At 74.9% G+C, this 11,831-nt stretch carries 8 protein-coding genes and 3 tRNA genes; 4 read left to right on the top strand and 7 right to left on the bottom strand.

What is annotated here, in order from left to right; genetic code table 11:
* Positions 1-583: endo alpha-1,4 polygalactosaminidase (locus KV557_RS40430; protein WP_218207047.1), on the top strand; the 583-nt coding region annotated here is incomplete at its 5' end.
* 60 nt (positions 584-643) lie between these two features.
* Here KV557_RS40430 and KV557_RS40425 read toward each other — a convergent pair.
* Positions 644-841, bottom strand: a complete 198-nt coding sequence (locus KV557_RS40425) for a hypothetical protein (RefSeq protein WP_218207046.1) — start codon at positions 839-841, stop codon at positions 644-646.
* Between the two features lie 267 nt (positions 842-1,108).
* On the opposite strand from KV557_RS40425, the gene KV557_RS40420 reads away from it, so the two are divergent.
* Both KV557_RS40420 and KV557_RS40415 read left to right on the top strand, forming a co-directional pair.
* Positions 1,109-1,414 (top strand): type VII secretion target, encoded by a 306-nt coding sequence (locus tag KV557_RS40420; protein ID WP_218207045.1) that lies wholly within the window; start codon positions 1,109-1,111, stop codon positions 1,412-1,414.
* Positions 1,415-1,420: 6 nt separating this feature from the next.
* A complete protein-coding gene (locus tag KV557_RS40415; protein WP_218207044.1) occupies positions 1,421-3,613 on the top strand; it encodes a hypothetical protein in 2,193 nt (730 codons plus the stop codon).
* 53 nt (positions 3,614-3,666) lie between these two features.
* Here KV557_RS40415 and KV557_RS40410 read toward each other — a convergent pair whose 3' ends face one another.
* The 6 genes from KV557_RS40410 to KV557_RS40385 all read right to left on the bottom strand — a co-directional run bounded on the left by KV557_RS40410 (position 3,667) and on the right by KV557_RS40385 (position 9,274).
* Positions 3,667-4,506, bottom strand: a complete 840-nt coding sequence (locus tag KV557_RS40410; RefSeq protein ID WP_218207043.1) for a C40 family peptidase — start codon at positions 4,504-4,506, stop codon at positions 3,667-3,669.
* Positions 4,503-5,753 carry an SPFH domain-containing protein gene (locus tag KV557_RS40405; protein WP_218207042.1) on the bottom strand — a complete coding sequence of 417 codons (1,251 nt, stop codon included), beginning with the start codon at positions 5,751-5,753 and terminating at the stop codon, positions 4,503-4,505. Before KV557_RS40405 ends, KV557_RS40410 begins: the two co-directional genes overlap by 4 nt.
* A 224-nt stretch (positions 5,754-5,977) precedes the next feature.
* Complete coding sequence (locus KV557_RS40400; protein ID WP_218207041.1) at positions 5,978-8,572, bottom strand: Ig-like domain-containing protein; 2,595 nt, start codon at positions 8,570-8,572, stop codon at positions 5,978-5,980.
* A 250-nt stretch (positions 8,573-8,822) separates the two neighbouring features.
* Positions 8,823-8,898: transfer RNA gene (locus KV557_RS40395), tRNA-Arg, on the bottom strand.
* A gap of 31 nt (positions 8,899-8,929) precedes the next feature.
* Positions 8,930-9,005 (bottom strand) — tRNA-Arg (locus KV557_RS40390).
* Positions 9,006-9,180: 175 nt separating this feature from the next.
* Positions 9,181-9,274, bottom strand: a tRNA-Ser gene (locus KV557_RS40385).
* Positions 9,275-9,450: 176 nt separating this feature from the next.
* Between KV557_RS40385 and KV557_RS40380 the strand changes: the two genes are divergently transcribed.
* On the top strand, positions 9,451-11,831 hold a 2,381-nt coding region (locus tag KV557_RS40380; protein WP_218207040.1), incomplete at its 3' end, for a PAS domain-containing protein.

Here is an 11,831-nt window from a genome sequence, read left to right as displayed (position 1 = left end):
GGTCGCCGCGCTGCACGCCAAGGGCCGCAAGGTGATCTGCTACATCAACGCCGGCTCCTGGGAGAACTTCCGCCCCGACTCCGCCGCCTTCGCCAAGGCCCTCCAGGGCTCCGACACCGGCTGGAAGGGCGAGAAGTGGTTCGACGTCCGCAAGATCGACCAGCTCAAGCCGCTGATGGCCGCCCGCTTCGACATGTGCAGGAGCAAGGGCTTCGACGCCATCGAGCCGGACACCATCGAGGCCTACAACCAGAACAGCGGCTTCCCGCTCACCGGTGACGACCAGATCAAGTACAACCGCATGCTGGCCGAGCTGGCGCACGAGCGCGGACTGGCGATCGGCCTGAAGAACGACCTGGACCAGATCCCCGCGCTGATCAACGACTTCGACTTCGCGGTCAACGAGGAGTGCTCGCAGTACGACGAGTGCGACCGGGTCGCGCCCTTCGTCAAGGCGGGCAAGGCGGTGTTCCACGTCGAGTACAAGCTCGACGCGGACCAGTTCTGCGGCAAGACGAAGTCGCTCGGCTTCAGCTCGATGCAGAAGAAGCTCGACCTGAACGCCTGGCGCAAGCCCTGCTGAGCCGCGCACGGCGGGCTCCCGTCGCGCGGGTGACCCGGACGAGGGCCACCCGCGCGAGGGTCACTTGACCGCCAGCCAGATGACGGCGCCCACCACGGCCAGACCGAGGACGGCGATCAGCGCGATCACGCCGGTACGGTTGCCGCTGCTGCGGCCGTAGGTGGAGACGGAGCCCGGGGCCTGCGGCGCCGGAGTCTCGTCGACGAACGCCCGGAACATCTGCGTGCTGCCGGCGGGGTCGTAGTCGTTGTCAGCCATGGCACGGACTCTAACGAATCCGGCGACCTGCCCGACACCCCGGACCCTCCCACCGGCACCCGACCACCCGCTCGCGCAAGTTCAGCGACAGGTGCAAGTTGCGCAAAGCGCCTGACAAGCGAAGCGACTCGGGTGCATTGCGCTTCCGCACGCCCCCGCAGGCCGTGTGCACGCCGCCCGTCCGGGTGGTGCGCACACGGCCTGCGGCCGTTCCCGGGCCACCATGGGCCGTATCCGACCGACCCACCCGCAGCCCCCGGGGGCCCGATGCCCGAGAACCCCGCCGGCGGAGCCTTCGCCGTCTCCCCCGCCGACCTGTCCGCGCACGCCGGAACGGTCGACGAACTCCACGCCGGCTTCACCGCGGCCGACGGCACCGCCCGCGAGCACACCGCCACCGCCCACACCGCCCTGGGCAGTTGGCGCACCGGCCCCGAACTCCGCGCCCGCGCCGCCCGCTGGGACGACCAGGTGGCCACCCTCGGCGGCATCCTCCACGACCTCGCCCACCGCCTCCGCACCACCGCCACCCGGTACGACGCCACCGAGCGCACCCTGTCCGGCGAGGAGTGAGCGCCCGTGCTCAGCTACGAGACCGTCCGCACCACCCAGCTCGCCGCCCTGACCACCGCCGCCGAGGAGTGGACCACCCTGCGCGGCCGCTACCTGGGCCTCCACGACCGGCTCTCCGCCGAGCTCGCCGGCCCGTCGGCCGAGGGCTGGGAGGGCGAGGCGGCCGCCGCCGCTCGCGCGCTGATCGCCGAAGTGGCCGGGCAGTTCACCGCCGCCGGCCAGGAGTCCGCCGACCTCGGCACCCTGCTGGCCGATGCCGCCCGCCAGTTCGCCGACGCCCAGCGGCAGCTCACCCGCCTCGCCGACGAGGACGCCCCGGCCGCCCACCTCCGGGTCTCCGCCACCGGCGCCGTCACCGACGTCCACCCGCTGCACGACGACGAGTCCGCCCGCCACCAGCCCGACTACCAGGCCGTCTTCCTCCTCGAACGGCGCCGCGCGCTCGCCGAGTTGACCGGCCGCATCGAGTCCGTCCTGCGCGTCGCCACCGAGGCCGACGAGGCCGCCGCCTGGGCGCTGCGCTCCGCCCCGCCCGCCCCCGGCGACCGCCCGTTCGGCCCGGACGGCTGCCACACCCTCGCCGAGGCCCGGCAGGCCCGCGCGGACCTCGGCGTCGCCCTCGCCCTCGCGGCGAAGCGCGCCGCGCTCACCCCCGACGAACTGACTCGCCTGGACGCCCTGCTCTCCGCCCACGCCGACGACCCCGCCTTCGCCGCCGAGTTCGCCACCACACTCGGACCGCAACCCGCCCTGGAACTCTGGCGCGACCTCAACGACCCCACGCTGTCCCGCAGTTCAGGCCGCCAACGCACCGACGCCCTCCGCCGCCTCCAGGCCTCGCTCGGCGCCGTCCTCGCCACCGCCACCCACAGCACCGACCCGGCCATGCGCGCCTGGGAGCAGGAGATCGTCCGGCTCGGTCCCCGGCAGCTGACCCGCCCCGGCGGTGGCCCGATGCCCACCGGCTACCAGCTGATGAGCGCCCTGCTGCGCTCCGGCCGGTACGCGCCCGGCTTCCTCACCGCCTACGGCGAGAGCCTGCTGGCCGTCGAACGCGCCGCCAAGGTGCCCCCGCAGCTGCTCTGGGCCCCGGACGCCACCCAGCCCGCCTGGGACCACCTCGGCGAGGGCCGCGGCGGAGACCCGGTGGCCGGATTCCTCGCCGCCCTCGGCCACCACCCGCAGGCAGCGACCGCCTTCCTGGACCCGGGCGACCCCCGCCGAACCGACCACCTCGTCTACCTCCTGCACGGCCGCCGCTGGCCCGAGGAACTGGTGGCCGGCGCCCACGTCCGGGGCCTGCACACCCTCGGCCTCGCCATCGAGGCCGCCACCACCGGTGGCCACCCGGACGGGCTCCGCCACCACACCCCCGCCCAGGCCCGCGTGCTGCACGACACCGTCACCCTGCTGGACGGCGGCATCGGCCGCGAGCACCTCCCGCCCGGCCTGCACCTCCCCGTCGCCGCGGCGCTCGCCGACTACGCCGCCGACACCCACGCCGTCCTCTCCGGCACCAGCCGGGCCGCCCGGGAGCATGCCGCCGCGACCGCCGCCGGGGTGTGGACCGACGACCGCACCGGCGAGGTCCGGATGGCCGTCGAGAAGGGCCCGCTGATCCGCGTCCTGCGCGGCCTGGCCGACCTCCCCGAGGCCCACCATCGGCTCCAGCAGGCCGAGTTGACGCACATCGCGGAACGCCTCGGCGGCCTCCCGGCGAGCGCCCCCGACCCGGAGTGGAAGGGACTCATGGCCGACTCCGCCGTCGCCCTCGGCGTGCTCGACGCCGTCCAGGCCGACGCGGTGCTCGACCAGCGCGACGACGCCGCCAAGGTCGCCGCCTGGAAGGCCAAGGGCCTGTACACCGGGCTCGGCGCCCCGCTGAAGCTCGTCCCGGGCCCCGGCCTCGGCGAGCTGACCCAGCGCGTGCTGGCCGCCGGGATCGCCGAGTGGCAGAGCGGCGCCGTCGACGCGATCGACGCCGCCGCGGCCGGCCGGATCGAGCGCAACACCCTCACCGGCACGGACGGCCGCAGCGGCCACGAGGGCGTCACCGCCATGGTCGAGCAGTGGCGGCGCGAACACGGCCGCCAGGACCCGGACGGCCTCGCCGCCGACTGGGACAAGCAGCAGCTGCGCACGGTCTACAACACCGGCCGCACCGACGCCGCCACGGCCCTCGGCCGCACCGGCGGCTGAACACGGCCGGGCCCCGGCGGCAGCACACCGCCGGGGGCCCGGAGCCACCGGTGCTACGGCCGCCCGAAGTGGGTCGGGTAGTAGCCCGGGTTCAGCGTGGAGACCCGCACCGTCCTGCCCGGCCGCGGCGCCTCCACGAACGTGCCGCCGCCCAGGTATATCCCCACGTGGTGGATCCCTGAGGCCCGGCCGGTGTCCGACCAGAACACCAGGTCACCGCGGCGCAGCTGCCCCGCGCTGATCGGCGTGGTGGCCGTGTACTGGTCGTCGGCCACCCGCGGCAGGCTGATCCCGCTGCGCCGGTACGCCTGCTGGACGAGGCCCGAACAGTCGTAGCCGGACGGACCGTTGCCGCCCCAGACGTACGGCTGGCCCAGCTGGGCGAGCGCGTAGTCGATGGCCGGCTCCATGCTCCGGGAGGACGGCGCACTGTCGGCGGAGGGCCGGGAGGACGCCGGCTCCGAACCGCCGCCGGACTTGCCGGTGCGGTTCAGGTAGATGTCGTAGTGGCTGGTCCAGCGCCACTCGCCGCTGCCGCTCTTGAACCAGTACTTCGACCCGTCCCAACCCTGCTTGCCGACCGCGGCGTGCGCGGACCCGGCGCCCGCCGTCAGGCCGACGACGCCGGCGCCCGCCAGCACGGTGGTGGCCAGGCAGGTACTTCGCACGGCACGGTGTATTCGGCTGCCCCCGGCCGCCGCCCCGGGGCGAGCGGTGCGCGGCCGGGCCGCGCAGTTCGGGCAGCCGCAGCCCGCGATCGCGGGGATGCTGCCGAGGCTCTCCTCGAAGCCGATCACGCCGAAGCCGGCATCGAGGTCGGAATCGACATCGGTGCCGGCTTCGGTGCCGGCTTCGGTGCCGGGGTCGGCGTACGCGCCGGTGGCTATCCTCATGCGGGTCGTCCTTCCTTGCGCCCGGCCCGGGCGGCCGGGGACGGTACCGAGGCGGCCACTCCGGCCGGGGCGACGAAGGCGACCAGCAACTGCTCCATCAGCGCGCTGCGGGCGGCCTCGTCCAGCTCGTGCGCGGTCGCGCGCTCCAGCCGGCGGACGGCGAGCGCCGCCACCTCGACCGCGTCGTCCACCAGCACCGTCCGCAGACCCGCGTCCAGGTCGGCCAGCCGGCGGCGACGCATCGACTCGGCGACCTCGGGCGCGTAGTCCAGCGCAAGCGGCTGCACCGAATACACCTCCAGACCCGCCGGGGCAACCTCGGCCGCCAGCGCCCTGGTCAGCTCGTCGGCGAACCACTGACCGTCGCGCAGCGCGGGCCCGGGCGCCGCGTTGCTGTCGCACGGCAGAGTGGACGCAGTGCGGGTGAGCACCGCCTGGACCTGCTCGCGCAGGTAGCTCTCGTGGTCCTCGATCGCCAGCATCGCCCGCGCGGTGTCCTTGACCCGCCAGACGATCAGCAGCCGGACGACGATCGGCGTGCCGGTGCGGTCGACCACCTTGACCGGCTCGCTGCGCCAGTGCCGCAGCCGCACGTCCACCCGGTGGCGGCGCAGCAGCGGGTTGACCCAGACCAGGCCGGTACGGCGGATGGTGCCCCGGTAACGGCCCCAGCGGGTGAGGACCCGGGTCTCGCCGCCCGCGTTGGCCAGCAGCCCGGCGAGGGTGTACACCGCGAGCAGCCCGGCGGCGCCGACGGCGGCGATCGACCTGGCGTCCACGTCGGCCTGCCGGCTCGCCTTCGCGGCGGTGCTGCGCAGGTCGGGCAGCGCGTCCCAGTGCGGGATGACGCCGTCGTACTGCAGCAGCAGCAGGACGCCGGCCACGCCGACCAGCACCGCGAGCAGAGCCACCCAGCCCGGCAGGACGGAAGCGCCGTGCTCGCGCAGCGCCTGGTCGGCACGCGGGGGGCGGCGGGAGGTGACGGCGACGATGCCGCCGGCCGGGGTGGCATCGGGGAGCTCGACGGTCTCCGAGCCCAGCGGGTCGCACAGGTCGGCCGGGGTGCCCGCGGCCGGACCGGGGACGACGGCCAGCGGGGTGGTGGCCGGGCCGCCATCGGCCGGACCGGCCTTCTTGACGGGCTTGGCCGGCGCGCTGGCGGCGCCGGCGAAACGTTCCGGCAGAGCCGGGGGGAACGCCTTGGGCAGGTGGTCGGGTCGCTGCGAAGAATCGCGGGTGACGTCCATGCACGGATCCTCGGGGTCGGTGTGTCGCGCAACGGGCGGCCCGGATCTGACGGGCAGTGCCAGAGTCAGGCTAAGTTCATACGTCATCAAATGCGACATTTAAGGTGCCGTGTGTCGACATTTACTGACGAATCGTCCGAAGCCAGACCTGACGCGCAGGCACATGATCGGATGGTCGGGTGGTGTCTGGATGTGTCGGGGTGTGAGGGACGGTTCGGCGCAGGTCAGCGCCGTCGGACACCGGGCCCCCGGGCGAACACCCGGCGGGTGATCAGCCCGATCGCGGCGAGCAGCAACAGGACCCCGGCGAGCCCGGTGCGCCACGCCGCCGGCTCCGACCGCACGGCCGCCGCCGGCGAGGCCTCCGCCGCCACCCCGACGGGCGCAACCGCGGGCGGCACCGGCAGCGGCCGGCCACTCGCGGCATGCGCCTTCGCGCTGCCGGTCGGGGACGGCTGCCCGGAAACGGTGGTGGGAACGGGCACGGACGGCGTTGCCACCGCCGTCTGCAGCACCGCTCCAACGAGCGGTGGAAGGACCGGTGGGACGACGATCGGCAACAGCCCTGGCAGCACCGGCTCGAACACCGGCACGACGGGCACCGGCGGAACCGAAGGACTCGGCACCGCGGGCACGGACACCGAGGGCGAGGGCGAGGGCGTCGGCGACACCAACGCACTCGGACGCGGCACCACCGGACTCGGCACCGCCGGAGCCGCGACGCGGACCCGCACCGCGTCCCCCGCCGTCGCGTTCCCGGCCAGGTCGGTCGCCGTGACGGTCAGCCACTGCTCACCGTCCGTCAGATCCCGGTTGCCGGTGCAGGTCCAGCTCCCGTCGAAGGCCACCGCCGCCCCGCAGAGCACGGTCTGCTCGGCCGAGGCCGCCGCGCCCGCCCGCGCGGTGACGAGCACGCGCGTCCTCAGCCCCGCCCGCCCGGCGAGCTTCGGCCGGGCGGTCCGGACGGTATCCCCGGCGGCCGGCGCGGTGAGCACCGGCTTGTCCGGCAGGACGGTGCCGACGACCAGCGTCACGGCCTTCCCTGCAGTCCGGTTCCCGGCCGCGTCCACCGCGACGGGGGTGAGCTGGTGGCGCCCGTCCGGCAGGTTCTCCACCGGCAGGCAGGACCACTCGCCGTCCGCCCGGACGGCGGTGCTGCAGAGGTCGCCCGAGGTCGCGCCCCGCACCCCGGCCGGCTGGTCGGCGACCGAGACGGTGCTGCCCGCCTCGCCGGTGCCGGTGAGCTGGAGGCCCGGGTCGTTGGTGTACTCGGGGAGGGTGAGCACCGGCGCGCTGGGCGGCGCCGTCTTCACGGTGATCCGGACGGCCTCGCCGCGCAGCACCACACCGCCGCTGGTGGTCTCGACCGGAGTGAGGCTGTGCGGGCCGGCGGCCAGCGCTCTGCCGGGGCGGCAGGACCAGCCGCCGCTCTGGTCGACCCGGGCCCGGCAGAGCGTCGCGTCCCCGTCCCGGACCTCGACCGAGGCGCCGGCGACGGCGCCTTCGCCGCGGATCTGCGGGCGGGCGTCGGCGAGCGCGGTGCCGTCGACCGGTTCGGCGATCTCGGGCCGGGCGGCCCCGACGGTCAGTCTGATCCGCTGGTCGGAGACCTGCCCGGAGTCGGCGAAGCCGCCGGAGGCGATCAGCTGGGCCGGGTCCCGAGCGATCCGCAGCCGGGCCCAGGTCTCGCCGGAGGCGGCGCCGGCCGGGACGGTCCATTCGAGCGTCGCGGTGTCGGCGCCGGGCTGGATCTCGGTCTGCACCCGGTCGGTCGGGTCGAACCGCCCGGTGTGGTCGAAGTCGATCCAGCCGGCCAGCGTCGCGGGCTGGTCGCCGACCGAGACCGGGACGGTGAGCCGGTAGTAGCGGCCGATCGCGGCCTCGACCGGGTAGCTGACGGACGGGTCGGCGCCCTGGTACTCGCCGCGGCCGGGCTGGAGCTTCGGCGGCACGGGGTTGGCGAAGACGCTGCGGTCGGCCGCACCCCGGCCGACCACCACGGTCCGCACGCCCCGGTGCGAGGGGTTGGCGTCCGCGCCGAGGAAGAGGTCGGAGACCACGTGCGAGGCGTTGCCGTAGCCCTGCGGCGCGGTGCCAAGGTCCTCGTCGACGGTGACGGTGTAGGCCTGGCGCAGAGCGGGCGGGGCGGTGGTGCTGCCGGCCCTGGCGGTGGTGCGCTGCTCGACCCGGAAGACGGCGGTGCGGAAGGTGCCGGCGAGTTCCAGGCTGCCCTCCGCGGCGGCGCCGCCGGAGCCGTCGGTGGTGCCGTCGGCCCCGGTGGGCGCGAGGGTGTTGGCGTCGACCGTCCAGCCGGGCCAGTCGGTGCGGTTGACCAGGGCGGGTGCGCTCGAGGTCCCGCCGGTGAGGGTGAGCCGAGCGGCGGTGCTGGTCGTCCCGGTCTTCCCGGTGGCGACGGCGGCGAGCCCGCTGATGTGCAGCCGGGGGTTGCGGACCGGCCGCGAGAAGCTCAGCCGGAGGGTGCCGGCCGTGCGCCAGGAGCCGTCGGTCTGGGGTCGCTCGTCGGAGATCCGGAAGGTCTGGGCGGGGTCTCCCGGGCGCACTCCGTCCGCGTACAGTCCAGCCGCGCGCCCCCCGCCGGCGCGGTCGGCCAGGTCGCCCGCCTCGGCGGTGACGCCGAAGCCGGGGGAGGCGGCGAGGTCGAGCCGGACGGTGAGGCCGGACGGCAGGACCGCGCGGTGTTCCCCGGTCCAGGTGTCGGGGGACTGCTGGGCCGCCGAGGGGGGCGGGTACCAGCCGATGAGCAACCCGGCCGCGAGGGCGGCCAGGGCGGCAGCTGTGCGGGGGAACTGTCGGCTCATCCGGCTCTCCTTCGCGGTCGGCTGCCGGGTGGCGGGCAGTCTGGGCACAAGATGCGACAAAACGGAATCACGATCCTGAACCGGTCATACTGCGACACCTGCGCGTTTGGCCGGGTAGCACCCGTTTGGAGGCCATCCGGGCGGCAGGACCGGATCTACCCGAAACAGACGTATTTCATCCGCCGGGGAACACCGGGAGAAGCCCGCGGGAACGAAAGAAGCCCCCGACCGATGGCCGGGGGCTTCTTGCTGGTGCGCTCAGCAGGATTCGAACCTGCAACCTCTTGATCCGTAGTCAAGTGCTCTATCCGTTGAGCTATGAGCGCAAGGAACGGGCGAACCCGATCTTGCGGAGGTTGGTGCGCTCAGCAGGATTCGAACCTGCAACCTCTTGATCCGTAGTCAAGTGCTCTATCCGTTGAGCTATGAGCGCTCGCCCTGGTGAACGTGCCGCCGGGGCGTTGCGTGGACAACATTACATGACCTGCGACGCGGGACGAAATCGATTGATTCGGGCCCCCGACCCGGCCCCCGGTGTGGATCGCCCCGGACATGTGGCGAGACATGCGAAGAGCCCCGCCGACAAGATCGTCGACGGGGCTCCCGACTGGCGGAGGCTGAGGGATTTGAACCCTCGATCAGGAATAACCCCGAAACCGCATTAGCAGTGCGGCGCCATAGACCGGACTAGGCGAAGCCTCCTCCACAAGGACGCACCCGCTTGGCGGACGCGTTCCGTGTGCCTGAGATGATGCCACACCCGTGGGGTTCGGCACCAACCACCGCCCACGTTACTAGGCGGGTCGTCCCCGCCGCAAAGAAGAATGAGATACTGCCGTCTCCGGAGGAGCTGCCCTGAGCCGAGGAGACCTGTCGACGTGAGCAGCAGGCCGATCCGAGGCGCTGCTCGCCTCGCCGCCATACTCGACGCCCTGCCCGACGCGTTGCTGCTGGTGAACAGCAACGGCACCGTCGTCGACGCCAACAACGCAGCGGTGCACGCACTGCAGGCCCCGGGCACCTCGCTGGTCGGCATGGGCGTGCTGGACCTCCTGCCCGAGTTCGACCCCAGCCGGATCCCCGGCTCGATGCGGCCGGCCCCCCGCAAGGACGACGCGCTCGACCGCCCGGTCCGGATGACCGCCCGCCGCACCGACGGCACCATCTTCCCGGTCGAGGTCTCCGGCAACGACTTCGCCGACGACGGCGCCGGCGAGAGCCGCGGCTACGCGCTCTCCCCGCTCGTCCCGTACGACCCGTACCGCGAGGGCTCCCGCTCGCCGTCCGCGAGCGACCTGCTCCTGCTGCTGGTCCGCGACCTCTCCAGCCGACTCGGCGTCGAGGCGGAACTGCGCCGCCAGCACAAGCAGACCGAGATGATCCTGCGGGCCGCCGCCGAGGGCGTGCTCGGGGTGGACCTCGAAGGCCGCTGCGTGCTCGTCAACCCGGCCGCCGCGCACATCCTGGAGTACCGGGCGAGCGAGCTGGGCGGGCGCGAGCTGCACCCGCTGATCCAGCACTCCCGGGCCGACGGCACCCCGCTGGCGCTGGAGGAGTCCGCGCTGCTGGACACCCTGACCTCCGGGCGCAAGCACCGGGTGCGCGGCACCGTGCTGTGGCGCAAGGACGGCCGACCGGTCACCGTCGACCTCACCACCGCCCCGGTCCGGGACGGCGACCAGCTGGTCGGCGCCGTGATGACGTTCACCGACCGCAGCCGCGAACTCGCCCTGGTGGCCCGCAACGAGCACCTCACCGCCGTCCTGGAGAGCGAGCTGGGCGGCGCGCTGACCGCGCTGAACCGGCGGCTGGACGCGCTCGCCGCCGACCCGGCCGGGCAGCTGTGGCCGGAGGCCAACTGGACGCTGCGCCGGCTCGCCGACGAGTGCCGCCGGTTCGGCCGGCTGATCGACGGCGTGCTCGCCCACCAGCGCTCCGAGGCCGGGGAGAGCGCCCCGGCGGACGGCAAGGGCGACAAGGACGGCAAGGGCGAGAAGAAGGCCACCGAGCAGCAGGTGCCGGTCGCCCTGGACAAGGTCGTGCGGCGGGCCGTCGAGGACGCCGGCGAGCTGGTCGGCGCGGGCCGGGTGCGCTTCTCGGTGCACGCCGCCGGCGTCGAGGTGATCGCCGACGAGCGGCGGCTCGCCCAGGCGCTGGCCCACCTGGTCGCCGACGTCAGCGGCGTCGGCCTCTCGCTGGACGCCCCGGCCACCCCCTCCCCCGGGGCGCCTGCGCTCCCCCCGTCCGGCGGCGAGCCGCCGACGGTCGTCCTCGCGGCAGCCCAGCGCGGCGACGTCGCCCGGGTCGAGATCCGCGGCCCCGGGCGCGGCGGCAGCCCCGTCCACCTGCCGATAGCCCGCGCGGTGGTCGAGCGGCACGGTGGCGTGCTCCAGCCGCACGAGCTGCCCGGCAAGGCCGGCACCACGTACGTCGTCGAGCTGCCGCTGGACCCGGTCGCCGCGAAGGCCGCCGCCGAGCGCGCCGCCGCCGAGGGACGGTCCGACCGGCCCAAGGAGAGCGACAGCGCCGTCCTGCCCGACCTGCCGGGCATCCCGCAGCTGCCCGCGGCCCGGCGCTCCGAGGAGGACGAGCAGACCGAGGGGCAGGAGCCGAAGGCCGACCGCGCGCCCGTCGAGAAGCCCGTCACGGAGCGGCGCGGTCGCCGTGGCCGCCCGGCCGCCGAGACCCCCGAACCCCCGGCACCCGCCGGCCCCGAGATCCCCGCCGACCAGTGGCCGAACGCCCCCGCGCGGATCGAGCGGGCCGTCCCCGAGCAGTGGAACGGCACCGGCAACGACCCCGCGTACGGGCGCCAGGGCCTGCCCGGCCCGGACGGCGCGCAGCGCGACCCGTGGGGCAAGGACGACGGCCGCTCCGGCCCGGCCTACGCGGTGCCCGTCGGCGGCGAGCGCCCGCAGGACCGGACCGGCGGACGCGGCCCGCTCGCGCTCGGCCCCGGCACCGGCACCGGCGACGCGTCGGCTGATGCCCCCGACCAGGTGAGCGGTCCCGCGGGCGGCACCCCGGTCGGCGAGCCCGGCACCCCGGCCGACAGCGGCGAGGCCAGGCCCCGCCGGCGCCGCGCGCTGCCCTCCGCCGAGGACTCCTCCGGTGGCTTCGCCCTGCCCGGCGCGCCCGAGACCCCGGTCTACCCGGGCCTGGAGCACGCCCTCCCCGCCGGTCCGGCGCCCACGCCGCCCGAACCGGCCGCCGCCCCGACCGGCCGCCGCCGGCGCCTGGCCGTCCCGCCCGGCCCCGG

Source organism: Kitasatospora aureofaciens, from assembly GCF_019192735.1.
Classification (GTDB): domain Bacteria; phylum Actinomycetota; class Actinomycetes; order Streptomycetales; family Streptomycetaceae; genus Kitasatospora; species Kitasatospora aureofaciens_A.
The sequence above is the reverse complement of the archived record's forward strand: the minus strand, read 5'-3'. Positions and strand labels throughout refer to the sequence as shown.

What these genes read in the sequence shown, in the direction of transcription:
- KV557_RS40425 (WP_218207046.1), bottom strand. Translation starts at nt 841, where the DNA reads ATGGCTGACAACGACTACGACCCCGCCGGCAGCACGCAGATGTTCCGG.
- KV557_RS40420 (WP_218207045.1), top strand. Translation starts at nt 1,109, where the DNA reads ATGCCCGAGAACCCCGCCGGCGGAGCCTTCGCCGTCTCCCCCGCCGAC.
- KV557_RS40410 (WP_218207043.1), bottom strand. Translation starts at nt 4,506, where the DNA reads ATGAGGATAGCCACCGGCGCGTACGCCGACCCCGGCACCGAAGCCGGC.
- KV557_RS40405 (WP_218207042.1), bottom strand. Translation starts at nt 5,753, where the DNA reads ATGGACGTCACCCGCGATTCTTCGCAGCGACCCGACCACCTGCCCAAG.
- KV557_RS40400 (WP_218207041.1), bottom strand. Translation starts at nt 8,572, where the DNA reads ATGAGCCGACAGTTCCCCCGCACAGCTGCCGCCCTGGCCGCCCTCGCG.